Raw genomic sequence first — 23961 nt, 5'->3', positions numbered from 1 at the left:
GTCCTTCCGGTCAGATCCAGTCGTAGCGTCGGTGGTAGTCGTCGATGCCCCGCAGGGCGAGCAGGGGCCCGCGGCCCCCGGCGGCGGGCCGCCACTCGGGGTGCGGGTCGAGGGTGAGGTGGCGGCGGGGCAGCAGGCAGGCCTGGCCGTACGGGAGCAGCTCGCGGTACTCGGCGAAGCCGAGGCGGCGGCGGGCGGCCAGCCGGGGGCCGATCTTCCGGGCGGCCACGGTGTCACGGGCCGTTTCGCCCAGGGTGCCGCTGAGGAACTCCGACGAGCAGCCCGACCCGTACGAGAAGAGGCCCACCCTGGACTCGCGGGCCGTGGCGGGCAGTTCGTCCACCAGGCCGGCGAGCGCCAGGTAGAGGGAGCCGGAGAAGAGGTTGCCGACCTGCGCCGGGTAGCGCAGGCCCGGTTCCACCCGGCGGGTGAAGTCGGCGGCGGTGGCGGCCGGGTCGAGTCCGGTGAACTCGCGCATGGCCCGCCGGTGCGCGGCCCGCACCATGCCGGCGAACGGGGTGTGGAAGACCAGGTGGTCGAAGGTCTCGTCGAGGCGTACGTCGGCGACGCGGCGGGAGTAGTCGGCGAAGCTGCGGACGGTGCACTCCAGGTAGGCCACGAGCGAGAGGTCGGCGTCGGCGAACTCGGTGTCCGGGCCGGGCCGTGCGGTGTCCATCGTCTCGAAGCTGTGCAGGCCGAAGGCGCCCAGGTCCAGCGCGAGGACGTCGGGCCGTTCGCTGAGCAGCAGGGCCACCGCGCCGCTGCCGGTGGCCAGTTCGGCGTATTCGGCGCGCTCGTCGGCGAGCCCCACGTCGGTGGCGATCAGCAGGACGCGGGCGCCCGGGGAGGCCCCGGAGGCGAGGTATCCGGCGGCCAGTTGCAGGGCCGCCGTGGCCGCGTAGCAGGCCTGTTTGACCTCCAGCAGCCGGCACCGCTCGGGAAGTTCGAGGTGGCGGTGTACGTACGAGGCGATCGACTTGCTGTAGTCGACGCCGGACTCGGTCGCCACCAGCACGACCTCGATCCGGTCGCGGACGGCCGGGTCCAGGTCGTCCAGGAGCCCCTTGGCGGCGTTCACCGCGTGGGTGACCGGGTCCTCGAAGGGCAGTGCCACCGAACGGCCCGACAGCATCAGGTTCTTGACCCTGGCCCGGTCCAGGCCGCGGCCCTCGGCCAGGTCGTCGGCGCTGATCCAGGCGCTGCCGCCGTAGACGTCGAGCGCCTCGACGCCCACCGTGACGGGTCCGCTGCTCATGCTGTCTCCTCGGTGGGCCGGTCGGCGGTGGCCGCCGCGACGACCTCCCGCAGGACTCGGCTGACGTCGTCGGCGTGGGTCACGCAGGGGAAGTGGCCGGCGTCCGCCAGCTCCTCGTACCGGGCGCCGGGCAGGGCGGCGGCCAGGCGGTGGGCGGTGTCCAGGGGCACCACGGAGTCCAGGCGGCCGTGGATCACCGCGGTGGGCATGCCGGTCAGTTCCGGCAGCCGGCGCAGCAGGTCCGGTTCGCCGGCGAACAGGTCCAGGTACGACAGGCCCACGTAGGCGTCCATGCTCTCGCAGCGCAGCAGCTGCGCCGCGCGGCCCGGCAGTCGCGCGCCGTCGCCGGTGGCGGCGGCCACGGCGGCCATGTCCTCGGCCACGATGACCTCCAGCCGGTTCACCTCGCCGACCCGGTTGGCGTACCGGTACGAGCCGCCGACTGTGGTCAGGGACGCGCTGCGGCCGGGGTGGCGCAGGGCGAAGGTCTCGGCGACCAGGGCGCCCCAGGACGCGCCGACCAGGTGGACCGGTCCGTCGATGCCGAGCCGGGTCAGGGTGGCCGTGTACAGGTCGACGATGTGGTCGAGGGACAGGGCGCCGCCGGTGCGGGTGGCCCCCACCCCGGGGTGGTGCAGGACCACGAGCCGGTGGTCCGTGCCCAGGTCGGCGAACTGGCGGGCGAACATGCCGGCCCCGATGTTGAACGGGTGGGCCAGCAGCAGCGTCGGGCCGGTGCCGTGGACGAAGGCCTCCACGGTGGCGTCCTCCAGCTCGATCAGATGGCGCCGGACGGCCGGGACGTGCTCGGTGAGCACCGCCATGTTCTCCCCGGCCCGTTCGTAGCCCTCGGCGAGCGCGGCCCGGACGTCCTCGGGGATCCGCTCCACCGGTTCGAACCGGGCGCGGGCCAGGGCCATCGGCGTGGCCGCCGGTCCGGTCGGCAGCAGGTCCACCACACCGGTGCGGTGGGCGAAGCAGTCGCAGAGCCGGTCGGCGAGCGTCTGGGCGTCCGGGTCGGACAGGCCGATCGGCAGCGCGAGGCGGACCAGGCCCGCCGGGTCGTCGCCCACGTGCGGGGCGCCGCGCACCCCGGTCTCCCGGTAGAGCCAGGCGAGCAGGGCCGGCGCGGGATGCGTCAGGCCGGCGAAGGCCTCGTCGCGGCGCGGGTCGAGCAGGACGCAGTGGGCGCCCGGCCCTCCGTACACCGGGGCACCGGCCTTGACGAGCCGCTGGTGCAGGGTGCGGACCTGTTCGGCGCGGCGCCGGACCAGGTCGCCGATCAGCGGGGTGTCCGCCAGCGCGGCGCCGAGGACGGCCTGTTGCTGGCGGCCGAGCTGACGGCCGTAGGCGTCCTCGTCCTCGGCGAGGCGTTCGGCCAGGTCGCCCAGGCGGGTGGCGACCAGCCCGCCCATGCCGACGGCGAAGTTCTTCGACAGGCTCACCGTCACCGCGTCGGCGGTGTCCAGCAGATCGCGGACGGTCCGCCACAGGTCGGCGTCCTGCGCCTCGGCGACCGCCAGGGCGTTGTCCACCACCCGGGTGGCGTCGAGCACCAGCGGCACACCGCGTTCGCGCAGGGTACGGGCCGTGGCGCGGAGCGCCGCGAGGGACAGCGGGAGACCGCCGGCGGCGTTGGTGCTCAGCTCCAGGCAGACGAACGACACCGCGTCGCCGTGCTCGTCGAGCAGGGCCGCGAGCCCGGCGAGCCGTCCGTCGCCGGTCGCGGGGGCGTCGGCCGTAGGGGCGTCGTCCTCGCGGGGTATCCGCACGGCCCGCAGGCCGGCCTCGGCGAGCGCGAACTGCCAGGTCGGGAAGAGGTCGTTGTGCAGGACCACGCCCCGGCGGCCGGGCCACGACCGGCACAGCCGCAGCTCGGCGGAGCGGCCGGAGGCGGTCCAGGACGCATGCGGCAGCGGCAGCCAGCCGGGGAGCGCGACGGGGGCGCCGCCCGGATCCGCGACCTGGGTGGCCAGCGCGGCCATCCGGTCGGTCACGAAGGAGTCGGTGCGCTCGAACCACGAGTCGGTGAGCAGGTCGAACTCCACCTCCGTGTGGTCGAGCAGCACCGGGTTGTGCCCGGCGCGGAGCAGCACCGCCTCACGACCGGTCGCGGGCGCGGCCGGCGTGGCGGGTGTGGCCGGTGCGGCCGGTGTCGCCGGGGTCGCGGCGGCGGGGGTGCCGGCCGCCGCTCCGGACTCGGGGGCGTTGGCGATCATCATGATCAGGTCGAGGGCGTCGGTGCGGTCCGCGGCGGGCTGGCACAGGTACAGCGGCACCTCGACGGGCCCGAACTTCTTCTTGAACCGGTAGTTGCCCTCGTCGAAGATGCCGACGGAGCGCAGTTCGGCGAGCGCCTGCCGCACGTCCTGCGCCGGGTTCGCGGTGGTGGTCACCTCGACTCCGAAGCTGCCGCCGAAGCTGAGCACGTCGACCCCCTCGGCGGCGAGCCGTCCGATGATCTCGACCAGCCCGTACTCCAGCCCGCCGAGCGGCATGTCGCCCGGGTAGAACTCCACGTCGAGCAGGTAGCCGTTCTCGGCGGGCAGCGCGGCCAGCACGATGGCGCTGAGCAGCCGCCCGTCGCGGTAGGTCAGGAAGATCCGGTTGCGGTCGGGCAGCCGGCCCTCCCGGATCAGTTCGCGGGCCTCGGCGACGTAGGCGTTCACCATCTCCTTGCCCTCCGACCAGCGGTCGACGAGGTCGGCGATCGCCGCGTCGGTGGCGGGGTCCGAGCCGCTGACGTACTCCTCGACCCGGTTGTCGCCGTGCCGGCCGAACTTCTTCACCAGGTAGCGCAGTTTGCTCCGGCGGCCGCCGGCGAGGGTGAACGACGCCAGGTCCTCCAGCCGTTGCACGACACCGAACGCGGTGGCCAGCATCGGCGTGCCGGTCAGCTCGGCGAGGGGCTCCGTGGACAGCAGGTTGAGCTTGAGCCCGTTCCCGGCGCAGTGGGACAGCAGTTCGCCGGCCGCGTCGGCGAACCGCTCCGGCGCTCCGGTGTAGCGCCACACCAGCACCGAGTCACCGGTGCGGCCGATCGCCAGGTAGGCGTCGCGGGTCGACGGGAAGAAGAGCAGGGGCGCGATGCTCAGGCCGGCCAGGCCGGACTCCATGCCGTGGCGCTCCTCTACCTCCCGGACCAGGTCGAGCAGGCCGGGGTGACCGGCCAGTTCGGCGCGCGCCACGATCAGGGCGCCGGGTCCGTCGGGTCCGCCGGGGGCGGTGGGCTCGGCGGGCTCGGCGTGCGCGGCGGCCGCCGGGGTGGCGGGCGCGGGCTCGGTCACGTCGGCGAGCCGGGCCACGGCCTCGGCGCCGAAGCGCTCGGTGAGGTGGGCGGCCAGGGCGGTGCAGTCGGGCTGGTCGAACAGGAGCGTCTTGGGCAGGGTGCCGAGCACCGTCTCCAGGGCCCGCACCGCCCGCACCATGTCGAGGGAGCTGAGCGCCCCGTCGGTGAACCTGCCGTCCGGACCCAGATCGGTGCGTACGGCGCGCTCGACGGCCCCGCGCACCACGGCGGCCGGATCCTGGGCAGAGGCTTCCGGTTCGACGGCGGTGTCCGGTTGGGTGGCGGTCTCCGGTGTGGCGGCGGTCTCCGGTTCGGCGGCCGCGGCCGTTTCGAGGTGGCGGGCCAGGGCGGCCAGCGTGTCGTGCTCGTAGAGCTCGCTGGTCGGCACGGTGACGCCGTGGCTCTCGTGCAGCCAGCGGACGAGTTCGACGCGCATGATCGAGTCGAGGCCGAGCCCGGTCAGCGAGTCCTGCTCACCGATCTCCGCCACGGGCAGCCCCAGCGTCCCGGCGACCCGTTCGCGCAGGTCCGCCAGGGTCACGCCGGTCCCCGGCGCGGGGGCGACCGCAGCCGCCGGCCGCGCCGGGGCGGCGGGAGCGGCCTGCGGCGCCGCGGCCGGAGCGGGGTGCCGCGCCGGCTCGTACCGGCGTACGGGCGCCAGCCGGACCCGTCCGTCCGCCGTCCGCTCGGCGCCGGCCGGCGCGGGCCGGACCACCGCGGGGGCGGCGGCGCGGGGGTACCAGTACGCGGTCCGAGCGAAGCCGGGGCCGGGCAGCGGGATCCGGCCCGGGGCGGCGGACCACAGACCGGCCCAGCCGACGGACCGGCCCGCGCACCACGCGACGGCGAGTTCCTCCGGAGTGACGGGCGAGGCGTCACCGCCCGGCCGGGCGGTCCCGTCGCCCAGGTGCACGCCGCCCTGGTCCGTGCCGCGCAGCGCGGCGACGAGTCGCGTCCGGTCGGCGGCCACCACGGCGAACCGGTGCGGCAGTTCCTCCCGGCCGACCTGCAAGGTGTAGGCGACCTGGTCGAGGCCGACGTCCGGCAGCGCGTCGAGGGCGTCGGCGAGCCGGAGGCGGTAGTCCGCCAGCGCCGCCCCGTCGCGGGCCGACAGCGGCACCACGAGGGGCCCCTGCGCGGCGGGCCGCCGGGCCGGGGCCGCTCCCCCGGTCTGGAGCACCACGTGGGCGTTGGACCCGCCGAAGCCGAACGAGCTGACTCCGGCACGCCGTACCGGCCGCCCGGACTCGTCCGCCGTCGGCTCCCAGGCGCGGGCCTGGTGCGCCAGGGTCAGCGGGGTGCCGTCCAGGCGCAGGTAGCGGTTGGGCTCGCTCAGGTGCGGGTGGGGCGGGATCAGGCCGTGCCGCATGGCGAGCACGGTGGTGAGCAGGCCGGCGATCCCGGCCGCCGCCTCCAGGTGCCCGATGTTGGCCTTGACGGTGCCGACGGCGAGGTGCGGTTCGGCCGGCGCGGGCAGGTCGTGGTCCTCGTACAGCCGGGCGAAGGCCTGCTTGAGTCCCTCGATCTCGACCGGGTCGCCGAGCGGGGTGCCGGTGCCGTGGGCCTGGACGAAGCCGATGGTTCGCGGGTCGATCCCGGCGGCCCGGACGGCCTCGACGATCACCTCCGCCTGGGAATGGGGGTTGGGGGCGGTCAGCGAGGGCGTCCGCCCGGTGTGGTTGACCGCGGTGCCGAGGATGACGGCCTGGACGGGGTCGCCGTCCGCCAGCGCCCGGTCCAGGGGCTTGAGCACGACGGCTCCGACGCCCTCGCCGCGGACGTAGCCGTCGGCGGAGTCGTCGAAGGCGGCGCAGCGGCCGCGGGCGCTGAGCATCCCGGCGCGGTCGAAGGTGGTGTAGAGGGCGGGGCTCAGGGTGAGGTTGACGCCGCCGGCGACGGCCAGCTCGCAGTCACCGTGCTGGAGCGCGCGGACCGCGTGGTGGACGGCGACGAGGGAACTGGAGCAGGCGGTGTCGATCGCCTCGCTGGGGCCGCGCAGGTCGAGGAGGTGCGAGACGCGGTTGGCGAGGACGGCGTGCGCGACGCCGGTGGCCATGTGCGCCTCGGGGGCGCCGCCGTGGGCGGCCATCAGCTCGTTGTAGTCGCCGGTGGCCACACCGACGAACACCCCGGTGGCGGAGCCGGCCAGCTCGCCGGGGCGGCGGCCGGCGTCGTACAGGGCCTGCCAGGTCACTTCCAGGAACTGGCGCTGCTGCGGGTCCATGAAACCGGCCTCGCGGGGGGAGATCCCGAAGGCCGCCGCGTCGAACTCGGCGACCCGCTCCAGGAATCCGGCGCGGACCTCGCGCATGCCGGGGTCGGCGAGGAGCTCGGCGCGGTCGGCGGGTACGGGACCCACCCGGTCCTCCCCCGCCGACACGACCCGCCAGAGCGCGGCCAGGTCATCGGCGCCGGGGAACCGCCCGGCCATCCCGATGACGGCGACGGGCATCGCGGCCCCGGCCAGGGCCGCCACACCACCCTCCCGGGCGGAAACGGAGCCGTCGTCCGGACCGACGCCCGGCTCCTGCCCGGCCCCGGAAACCACGACCTCAGCCGGGCCCGCATCCGAATCCGGAGCCGGGGCCAGGGCCAGAGCCGGTGCCGGGGCCAGAGCCGGGGCCGGAGCCAGAGCCGGGGCCGGAGCCAGAGCCGGGGCCGGAGCCAGAGCCGGGGCCGGAGCCAGAGCCGGGGCCGGAGCCGAGGTCGGGGTCGGAGCCGAGGTCGGAGCCAGGGACGCTTGGGCCGGGGGGCGGCCGGCTTGGGGGTGGTCGTTCGCGAGGCGGATCGCCAGGGCTTCCAGGGTCGGGGTCTCGAACAGCACCGTCGGGAGCAGGTCGAGGCCGTAGCGGGCGTTGATCCGGGTGATCAGCTCGGTCAGCGAGATCGAGTCGAAGCCCAGCTCCATCAGGTCGGTGGCGGTGTCCACGTCCTCGTCGGACACCATCAGGAACCCGGCGGCGAGGGAGCGCAGGTCCCCCTCGACGGCCCGGATCCGGTCGGCGACCGGGGTGTCCTCGCCGGTCACCGCAGGGGCCGCGCGCGGCGTGAACCCGGGCTGGTACGCGACGACTCCGGGGCAGGTCTCCGCGCCGGTCAGGAACGCGTCGAAGGCGCGCACCGCGTCCGCGTCCGGCAGCGGCACCATGCCGGTGTGCTGCGCCATCAGGGTGCGGCTGGCCTCGTGGACCGGCATGCCGCCGTTCGCCCAGAGCGGCCAGCCGATCGAGACCGTCCGCCCGGGCCGCCGCCCGGCGGTGTGCAGCGCGGCCCGTTCCTCGGCGAACGCGTCGAGGAAGGCGTTGGCGAAGGCGTAGTCGGCCTGGCCCAGGTTGCCCGTGGTGGCGGCCACAGAGGAGAACAGGGCCAGGAATTCGAGGGGTTCGTGCCGGGTGGCCGCGTCCAGGTGGACCGCGCCCCACACCTTCGGGGCGAGGACCTCGTCGATCTCCCGGCGGGTCTTGCGCACCGCGCGGGAGTCACGGGTGACTCCGGCGGCGTGCACGATGCCGTGCAGGGCGCCGAACCGCTCCCCGATCTCCGCGACGAGCGCGTCCACCTGCCGACGGTCGCTGACGTCGCACTGCCGGTACGTCACCTGCGCGCCCGTCGCGGAGAGTTCCCGCAGGGCCTCCTCGACCGTGTCGTCGGCGGCCCGGCGGCCGCACAGGACGAGGTTGACGGGGCCGCGCCCGGCCAGGTGGGCGGCGATCGTGGTGCCGATCCGGCCGGCGCCGCCGGTGATCAGGAAGGTCCGCGCCGGGCCCCCGGCGGGAGCCGGTGCGGCGGCGGGCGCGGGCTCGTACTCCTCGTACGCCCGGACCTGCCGGCCCTCGGGGGTGAGGCGGACCTCGCCCCCCGCCCCGCCGAGCAGTTCGTCGACGAGCAGCCGGGCGAGCCCCGCGGGGGAACCGTCGACGCGGACGTTCACCCCGGAGAAGCCGCTGTGTTCCAGCGCGAGGGTGCGCAGCAGCGCGCCGGTGGCGGCGTACGCGGGACGGGCGTGCCCGGTGAGCGCGTCGCTGTGGTGTGCCACCAGCATCCGCAGCGCGTCACGGCCCTCGCCGAGGTGGCGCGTCGCCAGTCGCAGGACGGAGTCGAAGCCGTCGTGCAGTTGCGCGGCCAGGTCGGGTTCGGCGGCGGGGCACAGGTGCAGGACGGCGTCGGTCGCGCCGTCGTCCCCGGAGCCGGTGTCGCTCGCGATGCCGCGTCGGTCGAGTTCGGCGGCCAGGGCGGTCCACAGGTCCTGGTCCTCGCAGTGCAGCAGGACGCGGTGGACCGGACGGCGCCCGGGCTCCGGCGGTCCGGCGGGCTGCCAGCGCGGCCGCCTGTGCCGGATCGTCACGGCCGGCTCCACCGGTTCCTCCTTCCGGTCGGCGGCCGGTCGCGCCGCGGGCGCGCCGACGGCGGTCAGTGTCAGCCCGCGCAGGGCGAGGACGTGCTCGGCGCCGTCGAACACGTCCAGGTCGACGGTGCGCGAGCCGGTGGTGCCGGGAGCGGTGACATCGCGGGCGTGCACGCGGCAGCGGGCCGGGAGCGGCGGGCCGGCGGTCAGTTCGGCGAAGGCGGTGGGCAGGTAGCCGGTGGTGTCGTCGAGGACCGCGAGCGCCTGGAGGGCGCCGTCGAGGACGACCGGGTCGAGGAGCACGCCGGGGGCGGCGGGGGGTGCGGCCAGGTCGGCCAGACACTCCCCCGGGCCGGCCCACAGCGCCTGGAGCACCTGTAGGCCGCTGTCGTGCCGGACACCGCCGGCTCCGAGGCGGGCGTAGATCACGGCGGGCGCCACGGGCGCGCCGACCTGCTCGGGGGCGGGCGCGGCGGCGGACGGGAGCGCGGAGCCGGGCAGTGCCTCGGCGGTGCCCGTCGCGTGGACCACCCCGTCGGGGTCGGTGAGGGTGAACGGGACCGGCTCACCGGGACGGTGGTCGCCCGCGACGATCCGTACCTCGGCCGTGCGGTCGAGGTCCAGCGGACGGTGCCAGGTCAGGCCGGTGAACCGGGTGGCGGCGCCGCAGAGCCCGGGAAGGGCCGTACGGACGAGCTCGGGCACGGCGGCGCCGGGCAGGATCCGCCGGCCTCCGACGTGGTGCCCTCGGATCGCCTCGCCGAGGACCTCCAGGGACACCGTCACGGGCTCGGGAACGGCGGCGGGGACGGCGGCGACCGGGGCGGAGACGGTGGTGAGGGACACGGGCGTGGCGGGCTGCCACCAGATCCGGCGGCGCTGCTGCGGGTGTCCGGGGAAGGCGGCCACGCGCGGCGGCTGCGGCCAGTAAGCCGCCCAGTCGACGGACGCGCCCCCGACCCAGCGTGCGGCCGGCCCGGCCCACGGCGCGGCGGCCCCGGGGCCGTTCCCGGCGGCCGGGTCAGCGCCCGTGCCGTCGGCCCGCCCGGCGACGTTCGCCTCGCGGCCCGCGGCCGCGTTGCCCTGCCACACGCCCGGCGCGCTCTCGCCCCGCGAGAACGCGGTCAGCCGCTCGGCCAGCTCCGGCACGCTGCCGCACAGCACGGCGACGCGGGACCGGAACTCGGGGCGTCCGACCTGGCTGGTGTAGGCGAGTTCGCTCAGCCCGGCGCCCGCGGCCGACGGTGCGGTCAGGGCGGCCGCGACCTCGCCGGCGTACCGGGCGAGCAGTTCGGGCGAGCGCGCGGACAGCGTGAACAGCTGGTCGCCGCCCGGCGGCAGGACGCGCGGCGCCACGGCGGGCCGGTACTCCTCCAGCACCACGTGCGCGTTGGCGCCACCGGCGCCGAACGAGCTCACGCCGGCCCGGCGCGGCCGCGCCCCCGCCTCCCAGCGGCGCAGTTCCCTCGGCAGCTCCAGCCGGTCTCCGAGGTCGATGCGGGGGTTGACGGTGTTCAGGTTGGCGCAGGGGGCGAGGGCGCCGTGGCGGAACTGCAGGAGGACCTTGGTGAGACCGGCGATGCCGGCCGCCGCCTCCAGATGCCCGACGTTGGCCTTCACCGAGCCCACCGCCACCGCGCGTCCGCCGTCGGCGCGTTCTGCGCCGCCGGTGACCACCGCACCGGCACCCGGGCTGTCGAACACCCTGCGCAGCGCGGCCAGTTCGATGGGGTCGCCCAGCGCCGTGCCGGTGCCGTGCGCCTCGACGTAGTCGATGGTGGCGGGGTCTACACCGGCCTGCGCGAGGGCCCTTGTGATCACGGCGGCCTGGGCGTTCGGGTTCGGCACCGTGTAACCGGAGGTGCGGCCCCCGGCGTTGACCGCGCTGCCCTTGACCACCGCCCAGATGTCGTCCCCGTCGGCGATCGCGCGGCTCAGCGGCTTCAGTAGCACCGCGCCCGCGCCTTCACCGGGTACGAACCCGTCGGCCTCGGCGTCGAACACCCGGCACTGTCCGGTCGGCGAGAGCATCGTCAGCGAGCAGAGCGAGACGAAGTGCGCCGGGTGGATGATCACGTTCACGCCGCCGGCGATCGCCGTGTCGCATTCGCCGCGCCGCAGGCTGTCGCAGGCCAGGTGCAGCGCCGTCAGCGAGGACGAACAGGCGGAGTCCACCGCGTAACTGGGCCCGGAGAGGTCCAGCAGGTAGGACACCCGGTTGGCGATCGACCAGTACGAGGAGTGCGCTCCGGTCAGTTCGCCCTGCGGCCACGCGGTCGCGCCGAGCTGTCCGTACGTGCCGTACATGGCGCCGGCGAAGACTCCGGTGCGCCCGGTGGCGCGGGCGCCGAGGTTGCCGGTCTGTTCGAGCAGGTCCCAGCAGGTCTCCAGGAACAGCCGTTCCTGCGGGTCGATCTTGACGGCGTCGCGGGCGAGGATGCCGAAGAAGCCGGGGTCGAACCGGTCGACGCCGTCGATGAAGCCGCCGTTGGCGGTGTAGAGGCGGTTCGGGGTGCCCGGCCTGCGGTCGTACAGCTCGCGCCAGGCGAACCGGTCGGCCGGGACCTCGGTGACGGCGTGCTCCCCGGAGGACAGCAGCCGCCAGAAGGCGTCCAGGTCCGGCGCGCCGGGGTAGCGGCCGCTGACACCGATGATCGCGATGTCCTCGGGGCGTACGGCCGGTCCCTCGGGTGCCTCGTGTGCCTCGGCCGGTACGACGGTCGCGGCCTCGGTCGCCGCCCCGGCCTCGCCGGTGGCCGCCGCCAGCCGTTCCCCGTGCTCGGCGCGCAGGTGGTCGGCGAGTGCGGCGATGGTCAGGTGCTCGAACAGCAGGGTGGAGGGCAGCGGACCGAGATCGGTCTCGAACCGGGACACGAGGGAGAGGCTGACGAGCGAGTCGATGCCGAACTCGTCGAAGGGGGCGTGGTCGCCGAGGTTCTCCGGGTCGTGCCGCAGCACTTGGGCGAACACCGAGCGCACGTAGTGGCGGGCGGCGCCGGCCGCGGCGGCGGCCGGCCGGGGCCCGGTGGCCGCAGGCCGGCCGGCCGTGATCAGGCAGGGGCCCGTCGTACCGGGGGCCACTTCGGCGCGCACCTCGACCTCGGTGAGCCCGGCGCGCCCGGCGACCGTGCGCCAGCTGTCGGGGGCGAGCAACGGGGAGTGCGGCAGCCGCAGGTCCGGGTCCTGGTAGCGCCACCAGCCTTCGGTGAGGCCGAAGGTGAGGGTCAGGTAGTCGGAACGGCCGGTGGTCTCGTGCACCAGGAGCAGGCCGCCGGGGCGCAGGAGCGCGGCCGCGTGGCGCAGCGCCCCGGTCACGTCCGAGGTGCCGTGCAGGACGCCCGCGGCGACGACCACGTCGTGGTCCGCGCCGAAGCCCTGGGCGGCGGGGTCGCTCTCGGCGTCGAAGCGGGCGCCGCGCAGGGTGACCGAGGCCGGCAGGTGTGCCCGTAGCGCCTCCTCACCCTGCCGCAGGAAGGTGGGCGACAGGTCCGTGAAGACGTACTCGACGGGCCCGGCACCGGCCAGGGCGTCGAGTACGACCCGGGTGGTGGCGCCGGTGCCCGCGCCGATCTCCAGCACCCGGGCGCCGGGGCCGCGCGCGTCGACCCGGCGGCGCACCTGCTCGGCGAGGGCGCGGTTGGCGGCGCGTTCGGCGGCGCCGCCCTCGTAGAACCGGGTGAGCAGGGCGGTGGAGCCGCCGGGGAACAGGACGTCGAGCGGGTTGCGCCGTCCTGCCAGTACGTCGGGCAGCGCGGCCACGCACCGCCTCAGCAGCTCTTCCTCGGCCCCGGTCGCGGAGTGCGCGGGGAGCGGGGCCGGCACCGGGACCGGCCCGGTGCCGATGAGGTCCGGGCCCTCGCGGCGCAGCGCGCCGGCGCGTTCGAGGATCTCCGGCAGGGCGTCGAGGAGCCGCCGCCGGGCGGGGACCACGCCGAGCTTCTCGGCCATCGCCGCGAGGGTGGTGCGCCCGCCGGCTCCGGGGAGCACGCCGGCGGTGGTCAGTTCGGCGGCGAGGAGGGCGCCGGCCAGCGTTTCGAGGGTGCTGTCGGCGCTCTCCCGCACCCGTACGCCGAGGCCGCGCAGGGCCTCGGGGGTGGCGCGGGCGACGAGGGCCTGCGGGATGCGGGCGGTGAGGATCGCGCGCAGGGCGGCGAACCCGTCGGCGGGCTCGATGGAGCCCACGCCGGCGTCGGCCATGGCGCGGGCGCGCACCGGGTCGGCCACGACCCCGACGCTGCCCCAGTAGCCCCAGTTGACGACGGTGACGGGGACCGGGCCCGCGGTGTGCAGCGCCTGGCCGAGGGCGTCCTCGGCGGCGCTCGCGGCGGCGTACGCGGCCTGGCCGGGCGAGTCGATGGCGGAGGCGGCCGAGGAGAACAGGACGAAGTGGTCGAGGGGTTCGTCTCGCAGGGCCTCGTGCAGCACGCGTACGCCGCGCACCTTGGGGTGCAGGGCGGCACGCAGGTCGTCGGGGCCGGCGAACGCCAGGGTGCGGTCGCGCAGTTCGAGGGCCGCGTGCACGGCGCAGGTCACCGGGCCGAATTCGGCATGGGCGACGGCGAGGGCGGCCTTGACGTCGGCGGGGACGGCGACGTCGCCCCGCACGTACCGGGCGCGGCCGCCGGCGGCCTCGACGGCGGCCAGCCGTTCGGTGATGGCGGCGTCGGCGGGGCGGCGGCCCAGCCACACCACGTCGGCGGCGGTGTGGCGGGCCAGGTGGAGGCTCAGCTCGAAGCCGATGCCGCCGGCTCCGCCCGCGATCAGGTGGACGCCGCGGGTGCGCCAGGGCGTGCCGGGGGCGGCGGAAGCGGCGGGGCCGTCCGGTGCGGCGGGTTCGAAGACCTGGGTGAGCCACCGCCCGTCGCGCAGCGCCAGCACGGGGTGGCCGGCCGGTGCGCTCAGCACCGCGTCGGCTCCGGCGCCGCCGAGGTCGAGGCCGCCGGTCTCCCAGTGGGGGTGTTCGGCTCCGGCGGCGCGCAGGACGCCGAGGACGCCGGCGCGGAGCGGGCGGGTGACGGGGCTGCCGCCGGCGGGCAGCACCCCGTCGAGTACGGCGGTCAGGCGCAGGGCCCGGCCGGCGGCGGGGCCGCGCGCCAGGATCCGTACGCACTCGAACACCTGGGCCACGGTGGGGTCGGCGTCGGGGTCGGGGTCGGTGCCGGGAGCGGTGTCCGGCTGCGCACCGCCCGTGGCCACCAGGTAGACGGCGTCCACGTCGGGGCGCGACAGCCGCTCCGGGCCGGCGGCCAGCGGCAGGCATTCGGCGCCGCGGCGGGCCGCGAGGTCGCGGGCCAGCGGCTGGGCGTCCTGCGTGTGGAGCACCAGGGTCCGGCCGCCCCGTACGGGCGGGGCTTCCTCCGCGCCCACCGGTGTCCAGCGGGGCAGCAGTACGGAGACCGCCGGCTCGTCCCGCTCTTCGGCCGGCTGTTCGGCCGGCGGCCCTTCGGAGCGGGCCGGGCGGGCGGCGAGGCCTTCGATACGGGCCTGCTCGCGGCCGTCCGCCCCGGCGAGGCGGACGGTGAGGAGGCCGTCGGGGGTGCGGCTGACGTGCGCCCAGGCCGGAGGGCCTGAGGCGGGGCGGAGCAGTACGCGGGCGGCGGCGAACGGCATCAGCAGCTCCCCCTCGCCGGCCAGGGCGGCGGCGACCTGGATCGCGCCGTCGAGTGCGGCCACGTCGACGAGGTCGCTCCAGCCGGGCCGCCGCGAGCCGGTCAGACGGCCGAGCGCCTCGCCCTCGCCCGCCCACAGCTCTTCGACGACCTGGAAGGCCGGGCCGTAGTGCAGACCGGAGGCCGTGAACCGGGCGTAGAGGTCCGCGCCCGAGAGGTGCCCGGTGGTACATCGCCGGGCGATGTCCTCGACGGGCAGCGGCGCGGCGGGCCCGGTGGCGGGCCGTACCGTGCCGGTGGCGTGGTCGACGCCGGCGCAGCGGAGCGTGAAGCGCTCGCCGTCCCGCTCGACCAGGACCTCCTTGGCGGTGTCGGTGCGCAGCGGCCGGAGCCAGCGCACCCCGGTCATCTCCAGCGGCCCTTCGTCACCGGCCAGGGCGGCGGCGAGCGCGAGGGCGCCGGTGCCGGGCAGCACCGGGGTGTCCCCGACGCGGTGGTCGGCGACCTGCCAGGTGTCGGGGGCGATCCACCAGGTGAGCGCGGGCCCGGCCGCGGGGGTGGGCCCGGGGGCCACCGCGGGCTCGGGGGCCGGGGTGGCCGCAGGGGCCGGGGTGGGCTCGGGGGCCGGGGTGGCCGGGGTGGGCCAGTGCCGGGTGCCGCGCAGCGGGTGAGGCGGCAGCGGGGTGCGTCGCGCCTCGACGTCCCGGAACTGCGCGCCGAGGTCGGGGCGGCCGCCCGCGAGGTACTCCTCGGCCAGCCGTCGCTGCTCGGGGGTGGCGTCCGCGAGGTCGGCGGGCGCAACCCCCGACCGCACAGCCGCGGCCCGCAAGGCTGCGGCGAGACCCTCCGGGGTGCGTGCGAGGAAGACGGCGCGCGCCTGGTGGTGGCGTCGGCCGACGCTCAGGGTGTAGGCGACGTCGGCGAGTTCACCCGCGCCCGGCACGGCCTCGGCGAGGGCGGTGAGCTGCGCGCCGAGCTCTCCGGGCGTCCGGGCCGAGACCGGGACGACGAAGGCGCGCGAGGTGGTGTGCCGCGGCCGCTGCGGGGCCTCGGAGACGACCAGGTGGCAGTTCGTACCGCTCACACCGAAGCTGCTCACGGTGGCGATGCGGCCGCTCGGACGGGACGGCCAGTCCTGGAGCTCGGTCAGCACGTGGAAGGGGCCGGTGTCGAGGTCGAGCCGGGGGTTGGGCGAGGTGAACCCGGCCGTCGGCGGGAGCTGCCGGTGGCGCAGCGCCAGCAGCACCTTGAGCAGGCTGGCGATGCCCGCCGCCATGGTGGTGTGGCCGATGTTGCCCTTGACGGAGCCGATCACGCAGGACTCGGGGGCCGCGCCGGCCCGGGTGAACGCCTCGGCGAGCGCCTTGGCCTCGATCGGGTCGCCGAGCGGGGTGCCGGTGCCGTGCGCCTCGATCAGGCCGATCTGGTCCGGGGTGACGCCGGCCCGCTGCCAGACGCGGGTGAGCAGGTCGGCCTGCGCGCGTCCGCTGGGCGCGGCGATGCCGTTGCTGCGGCCGTCGCCGTTGGCTCCGCCGGCCCGGATGACGCCGTGGACGTGGTCGCCGTCGGCCAGTGCCTTGGCCAGGGGCTTGAGCACCACGGCGCCGACGCCCTCGCCGAGCACGATGCCGTCGGCAGTGGCGTCGAAGGGCGCGCTGCGGCCGGTCGGCGACAGGATGCCGGCGGCGCTGGTCTGCACGTGGATCTCGGGGCCCAGCATCAGGGCGACCCCGCCGGCGATCGCCATCTCGCTGTCGCCGCTCAGGATGCTCTGGCAGGCGAGGTGGACGGCGAGCAGCGAGGAGGAACAGGCGCTGTCCACGGCGGCGGTCGGGCCGGTCAGGTTGAGGAAGTACGAGACCCGGGCGGCCAGCACGGAGGGGGCGCCGCCGAGGAAGCTGTGCGCGGTGTCGTGACGGCCGGCGGCGCGGCGGACGTGGCGGTAGTCGCTCTGGGTACAGCCCACGAAGACGCCGCAGGCGAGGGGTTCGTCGGGACCGATCGCGTAGCCCGCGTCCTCCAGGGCCCGCCAGGCCTCGGTGAGGAACAGCCGCTGCTCGGGGTCCATGTCCTCCGCCTCCAGCGGGGACATGCGGAAGAAGGGGGCGTCGAAGCGGTCGATGTCGGAGAGGGACGCGGCCCATTTGCTGGTGGTGGTACCGGGGCGCCCCGCGGGGTCGTAGTGGGCGGCGACGTCCCACCGCTCGGCCGGCACCTCCCCGGTGAGCCGCCGCCCGGCGGCGAGGTCCCCCCAGAACGCGTCCAGCGTGGGCGCGTTCGGAAACTGCCCGGACATCCCGATCACGGCAACGGCCCCCACCTCACCCCGCGCCTCCGCGAAGCCTTGCGCGGGGGCCGCGCCCTGCACGGGAGCCGCGCCTTGGGCGGGGGCCGCACCTTGGGCGGCCGCGGCGGGCCCCGGGCTCTGGGCAGCCGGGGCGGCAGCGGGTATCGGTCCCTGGCCCTGAGCCTGGGCGGATGCCGGGACGAACTCAGACGCTGAAGCCGGGGCCCAGGCCGGAGCCGGGGCGAACGCAGCGGCCTGCGCCTGTGCCTGCGTTGGCGCGGACGCGGGAGCTGGAACCGAGGCCTGGACCTGCACCGGAGCCACGACCGACCCCGGGACGGAGGCCGGGGAAGGGGCGGGCGCCTGGGCCAGGGCGTGGCCCGGGGCCGGGACGGAGGCCTGGGCCAGGGCGTGGGCGGGTGCGGGGACAGGCTCGGGAGCGGAAACGGGAATGGCCGGGGCGGGAGCGGAAGCCGGTGTGGGCTCGGGGACCGGAACGGAAACGGAAGCGGGGGCAGGGGCGGCCAGCGGAGATACGGGGCGTGGCGCGGCGGAGGCTTGCCGGTCCGGGGCGACCCCGCGCAGGACGAGCGGCTGCGCACCCGCCGGGGCTGCGGGGCGTGGTGTCACTACCGGCGGCGGGGCGGGAGCCACGGGCTCCGGCGCCGTAGCCCGTGGCGCGACGGCGGCCTCGGCGATCGCCCGGGTGTGCCGTACGGCCTCGGCCACCGCATCGGCCAGTTCGGGGACGGTCGGCCGCTCGTAGACGAGCACCGACTCCAGGTGCACCCGGAGTCGGGTGGCGAGGATGTTGGTGACCTCGACGGCGCCGATGGAGTCGAGCCCCATGTCGGAGAACGTCTGCCGGGTGTCGACCTCGTGGGGCGCCAGGTAGAGCTGCGCCGCCACGACCGCGAGGACTTCGTCGCGCAGGTCGTCACCAGTGGGCCCGGCCGGCACGGCAGCGGCGGCCTGCACGGCCCCGGAAGGCGCGCCCGCACCAGGCGCGACGCCCCCCGCGGGCGCCGCCGCAGCCGCAACGGGCACGGCCTCACCCTGCGTGGCCGCAGAAGACATCGCTCCGGCAGGCGCTCCCGCGAGCGGCGCGGCCCCAGCCGACGGCGCGGCCCCAGCCGACGGCGCGGCATGCGGTGCAGCAGCAACCGGCGCGGCTACAGCCGGCATGGCCCCGCCAGGCGCGGCCGGGAGCGACACGGCCGTGGGGGCGGCAGCAGTGAACGGCACGGCCCCGGCAAACGCCGCCGCGAGGGGCGCAGCCCCAGCCGGCGGTGCGGCATGCGGCGCAGCGGCGGGCGGCGTGGCCCCGCCAGGCGCAGCCGCAGGCGGCGCGGCCGTGGGGGCGGCGGCGGTGAACTGCACGGCCCCGGCGGGCGGTGCGGCATGCGGCGCAGCGGCAACCGGCACGGCCCCGCCAGGCGCAGCCGCAGGCGGCGCGGCCGTGGGGGCGGCGGCAGCGGTGAAGGGCACGGGCCCGGCGGGCGGTGCGGCCGGCGGTGCAGCGGCGTGCGGCGCGGCTGCTGGCGGCGCGGGCGCGGCGGTGAGGGGCGGGGGCGTATGGGCCGTGGCATGCGTCGGGGGCGGGGGCCCGGCAGGCGTAGCCGGGGCGGGCTCCCCCGCCGGGCCTCCGGCGAACGCGGCCTCAACCCGCGGCGGCGCGGCCGCCGTGGGGGGTTCGTGGCCCAGGCGGATGTGTACGCGTTCGACGGCCTCGCCGCCCAGCACTCGCTCATGCATGCGCAATTCCCGTTCGATCACGTCGGACAAGGCGGCAAAGGTGCGGCCTGCCAGCTCCCGTTTGAGTTCGGAGGCGGCGGCACGCGACTGGCGGGCGACGGACTGGGCGTGGCCCAGCGCGGCGGTCAGGACTTCCGCGCGCGGGCGTACGTCCACCGAGGCGCCCCGGGCGCGCAGTTGCGCGCCGGTCAGGGTGCGGCCGGTGTAGAAGAGTTCCTCGGCGACGGTGGTGCCGAGCTTGCGCTCGACGAAGAAGGTGGCGCCCGCGCCGGGGGTGAACCCGAAGCTGAGGAAGGGCGCGCCGTACCGCGCCTCCTGCGCCAGGACCACGATGTCGGCGTACAGCCCGAACACCATTCCGCCGCCGCTCGCATGCCCCTGGATCGCGCTGATGACCGGCTTGTCGCAGCCGAGGACGAGCTCGTGCAGGAAGGACACGTCGGCGAACGTGCCCTGTTTGGCGGCCAGTCGGGCCATCGCCTCGGGAGTGGCGCCCATGCTGAAGACGTCGCCGCTGCCCGTGATCACCACGCACGACACCGACGGGTCGGCGGTGGCCTCCGTCATGGCGGCCCGGAACCCTTCGAGCAGCTCGTCCGTGAACGTGCTGCGGCCCAGGGTGATCAGCAGGATGCCGTCCGGCAGCCGCCGCACCTCGCAGGCCGGCTGGTCGTGGTCGGGTTCCGGGTCCGGCTCCGGTTCCGGGTCCTGGACGGCGACGACAGCGGCAGGGGCCTCGACCGCCGCGGCCGATGCCGTCTCCGCGCGCCACAGCCCCGGCCAGCAGCGTTCGCCGCGGAACGGATACGGCGGCAGCGGTACGCGTCGCAGCCCCGCCGGGTGGCCGAGGTGCCACGGCACCTCCGCCCCGGCGGTCCAGGCCTCGGCCAGCCACTCCCAGCGCCGCTCGCGCACCGCGTCGGCCAACGCCCCGGGGTCGGGCGCGGAGCCCGGGCCCGCGGGCCGCCCCCAGTGGGCGCCCTCCGGCGGGGCCTCGCCCGCGAGGTAGGCCCCCAGCGCCCGGCGGGCGGCGGCCGCGTCCTCGGCGACGACCGCCAGCCGGTGGGCGCGCGGGGTCCGGCCGACCTGGCAGGTGTACGCGATGTCGTGCAGCCGCGTCTCGCCGTCGGCCGGTGCCAGGTCTTCCAGGGTGCGCCGGGCCAGTTCGTCGGCGCGCAGCCCGGCGGAGGCGGCGAGCAGGTCGAGGTCGACGAGTTCGAGGCCCATGTCGCGCAGCGGCACGGTGGTGGGCACGTCCTCGGGCCGTATGCCCAGCAGTCCGGCCAGTTCGCGGCGTACCGCGCCGCCGTCCTGTTCGAGGACGGCGAGCAGGTCGCCTGCGACCCGGGCGAGCTGGTCGTCGTCCTCGGCGGACAGCACCAGTACGGCGGGCCCGGCCGGTTCGGCGGCCGGTGGCAGGGGTTCGGCCTCCTCCAGGATCAGGTGGGCGTTGGAGCCGCCCGCTCCGAACGAGCTGACGCCCGCGCGCCGCACCCCGGCGGGCCCGGCGGGCCACGGCTCGGTGGTGCGCTGGAGCCGGAAGGGGCTGTCGTCGAGGCGCAGCGCCGGGTTCACCTCCTCGCAGTGCAGGGTGGGGACGAGGGTGCGGTGCCGCAGTTGCAGCAGCACCTTGGTCACCGCGGCCACTCCGGCGGCGCTCTCCAGGTGGCCGATGACCGACTTGACCGAGCCCAGCGCGCAGGTGGTGTCGACCCCGGCGAAAGCGTCCCGCAGCCCCTGTACCTCGATCGGGTCGCCGAGGGAGGTGCCGGTGCCGTGGGCCTCGATGTAGCCGATGGTGGCGGGGTCGACCCCGGCGGCGGTCAGCGCGCCGGTCACCACCGCCGTCTGCGCCGCGGGGTTGGGGACGGTGAAGCCGCTGGCGCGCCCGCCGTGGCCCAGGCGGGAGCCGCGGATGACCCCGTACACGTGGTCGCCGTCGGCGCGGGCGGCGGCGAGCGGCTTGAGCACCAGGGCGCCGACTCCCTCGCCGGGTACGTAGCCGGTGCCGCCCGCGCCGAAGCTGCGGCAGCGTCCGTCGCGCGACAGCCACTGTCCGGCGGCCAGTTGCAGGTACTTCTCCGGGTGCGGCATGACGTTGACCCCGCCGGCCACCGCCCAGGAGCACTCCCCGGCCCGGATGGCCCGTACGGCGAGGTGGATCGCGGTCAGCGACGACGAGCAGGCGGTGTCGACGGCGATGCTGGGTCCGCGCAGGTCCATCCGGTACGAGACCCGGTTGGCCACCGACGAGTGGAGCGCGAGGGGCAGCGGCTGGCCGGGGTCGTCGTCGACGAGCTGGAAGTGGGAGGACATCACGCCGACGAACACCCCGGCCTCGCGGTCCGCGAGCCGGTCGGGCCGGTAGCCGGCGTCCTCGAAGGCCTGCCAGGCGGCGGTGAGGAACAACCGTTCCTGCGGGTCCATCCGCTCCGCCTCGCGGCGGGAGATGCCGAAGAAGGCCCGGTCGAAGCGGTCGGCGCCGTCGATGAAGCCGCCCCATTTGCCGTACGTGCGTCCCGGGGTGTTCGGCCGGGCGTCGAAGTACTGCTCGTGCGGCCAGCGGTCGGCGGGCACTTCGGTGACGCAGTCGAGTCCCGCGCGCAGGTTGCGCCAGAACTCGGCGGGGTCGGCGGCCCGCGGATAGCGTCCGGCGAGCCCGACGACGGCGATGGCGTCCGCACTCGTATCCGCGTCCGTGTCCGCGTCGGCACTGGTGCGACGGTCGGGTTTCCGTACGGCGGTGCGCGCCTTCTCCTCCGCGGGGTCCGGGTCGGGGGCCGCGCCGAGGGCGGTCAGGAGCCGGGCCGGATCCCCGTAGCCGATCAGCAGCTGCGGCGCGCCGGAGGCCAGCGCGCCGCCGAGGGCGCGCAGTCCGGCGGAGGTGGGCATCGGGACCAGTCCGTGGGTCTCCCGGTCGTGGCGCAGCGCCTCGGCCGGGGCGCTCATCCCGCCGTCCGCCCAGTACGGCCATTCGACGGCGAGCCCGAGGCCGGGGCCGGTGCGCCGGCGCATCAGGCCGGCCAGGGCCGCGTTCGCGTAGGCGTAGTCGCACTGGCCGGGGCTGGGCAGGGTGGCGGCGAGCGAGGAGAACGCGACGAACAGCCCGAGGTCGTCGACCGCCGTGGCGGCGTCGAGGAGGGCCACCGCTTCGGTCTTGGCGGCCAGCACGGCGGCGGACCGGTCCGGCAGCTTGCGGAAGAACACGGCGTCCTCGACCACTCCGGCGCAGTGGAACACCCCGTCGAGGCGGCCGTGCGCCCGCCGGGCGACGTCGGTCAGGCGTGTCACGTCGGCGGCGCGGGTGAGGTCGGCCCGGACGTAGCGCGCCGTCACGCCGAGTTCGCGCCACTCGGCGATGCGCCGGGCGATCTCGGGGGACTCCGGGCCGCGGGCGGCCAGCGTCAGGTCGGCGCGGTGCTCGCGGGCCAGCCAGTCGGCGACGTGCAAGCCGATCCGGCCCGCTCCGGCGATGAGGTACGAGCCACCGCGCCGCACCGGTGCCCGCCCGGCGGGCGCCAGCGGGACGGGCCGGTGGCGGCGTACCAGGCGGCGGCCGCCGCAGTGGCGGACCTCCGCCTCGGTGGTGAGGTCGTCGGCCTCCGCGAACACGGCCGCCGGATCAGGTGTCGCGGTGTCCAGGGACACGGCGCGGCAGCGCAGCGCGGGGACCTCGGCGCTCACGGTGCGCAGCAGTGCGCCGAGCGCGAGGTGTTCCGGTCCGGCGTCGGGGCCGAGCACCGCGAGCAGCCGGTGCGGGCCGGGCCTGCGGCTGTCGACGAGGGCGCAGGCCAGCGCCCACAGCCGGGGGTAGGGGGCGGGCGCGGGGCTGGTCGCGTCGATGAACATGGCCGGCTCGATCCCGTCGGCGGCCATCTTGCGCAGGAGGTCGCCCAGGGCGGCACGGTCGCTCTGGTCGACGACGTATCCGCCGTCGGGGGCGGGGCCCTCCGCGACGACGGGGACCACCCGGCGGTCGGGGCGGGCGGCGCGCAGGGCAGCCGCCAGTTCCGCGCCGAACACCACGAGGTCGCCGCCGTCCGGGGCCGGTTCGGGGGCCGGGGCCGGAACCCAGACCGGCTCGAACGCGCTGAGCTCGCCCGCTTCGGTGCCCGTGCCCGCGTCGGCCTCGGCGGGCGCGGGGGCGGCCCCGGGTGCGAGGGAGTCGCCGAACTCGGAGCCGAGGAAGGCGGCGACCGCCTCGACGGTGGTGTGCTCGAAGAGCAGGGTGGGGTAGAGGGTCGCGCCGACCAGTTCCTCCAGCCGCTCCCCGACCCGCAGGACGTCGACGGAGTTCAGGCCGAGCTCGTAGAAGCCCACGTCGGTGGGGACTTCGGCGGCGGGCCGTCCCAGGTGCTCGGCGATCACCGCGCGGACCCGGTCCGCCAGGCCGGCCCCGGCCGCCTCCGCCGCTGCCGGCGTCCGGGGCCGGGCCGCCGCCGTGGGCTGCGGCATACGGTCCGGGGCACGGTCCATGGCGGCGTCGGTGGTCCGCGGCGCCGTGACGCGGGCGCCGGGCCGCAGCCGCTTCGACGCGAACCCGACGATCTCGGCGACGGGTTCGCCGTCGGGCCCGTAGACGTACATGTCGTTGCCGAGCAACTCCCCCGAATCGGTGAGCTGTTCGGGTCTCGGTACGTGCACCAGCGCCGGTCCGCGCAGCGGCCGGACGGCCCGGAACCGGCTGACGAACATCGGGACGAACGGGTCGTCCTCCACGGCCGCCTGGCAGAAGCCCAGCAGGGTGGCCGCGTCGAGGCGGGCCGGGTGCAGGTAGAAGTCCTCGCTCCCGGACGGGTCGCCGAGGTCGATCTCCGCGAACAGGCCGTCGGGGCCGCGCCGGACGGTGCCGACGCAGGCCATGCGGGGCCCGTGGTGCACCTGCTGGGCGCGGGCCCGGTCGTACACGGCGGTCATGTCGCCGTGGGTTCCGGGTGCGGAGCGGACGGCCGGGTCGAGCGCGGCGGGCGCCCGGTCGGTCCAGTCGAGTTCGGCGCGGAGGTTCTCCACCCAGTCCGTGTTCGCCGCCGCCTCTCCGACCGGCCGGCTGGTGGCGCGGACCGCGGCCCTGCCGTACTCGTCGGCCTCCACCACGACGCGCACCTCGCGGCCGATGCCGGCGGCGGTGGTGACGGGCTCGGAGAACAGCACGTTGCTGAGGACGGCGCGCGCGGGGTCGAGGCCCCGGGCCTCCAGCATCCGCCAGACCACGTCGAAGAAGGCACTGCCCGGCAGCAGGCAGACATCGCGGAGACGGTGCTCGTGGACGACGAAGTCGGTCGGTTCGACGGCGACCACCGCCTCGACGCGGGAACCCGGACTGAGCATGACTACCTCCCGTGCGCGGTCCGGTGTGGCCCGGACCGGCTCAGCATCATGGGTGGGGACGCCGGTGCCCGCTCAGATCTGAGCGGACCGGGG

2 protein-coding genes are annotated in these 23961 nt (G+C 76.5%); both read right to left on the bottom strand.

Annotated elements, in window-relative coordinates; genetic code table 11:
* Positions 1-10 precede the first annotated feature (10 nt).
* Positions 11-1255, bottom strand: a complete 1245-nt coding sequence (locus IE248_RS25735; RefSeq protein WP_100583827.1) for a hydroxymethylglutaryl-CoA synthase family protein — start codon at positions 1253-1255, stop codon at positions 11-13.
* Positions 1252-23868: an SDR family NAD(P)-dependent oxidoreductase gene (locus IE248_RS38255; protein ID WP_190031845.1), complete on the bottom strand. Its 22617-nt coding sequence runs from the start codon at positions 23866-23868 to the stop codon at positions 1252-1254. The genes IE248_RS25735 and IE248_RS38255 overlap by 4 nt, the downstream gene beginning before the upstream one ends.
* Positions 23869-23961: the final 93 nt, after the last annotated feature.

Origin of the sequence: Streptomyces goshikiensis (assembly GCF_014650555.1) — a bacterium.
Taxonomy (GTDB): domain Bacteria; phylum Actinomycetota; class Actinomycetes; order Streptomycetales; family Streptomycetaceae; genus Streptomyces; species Streptomyces goshikiensis.
The sequence above is the reverse complement of the archived record's forward strand: the minus strand, read 5'-3'. Positions and strand labels throughout refer to the sequence as shown.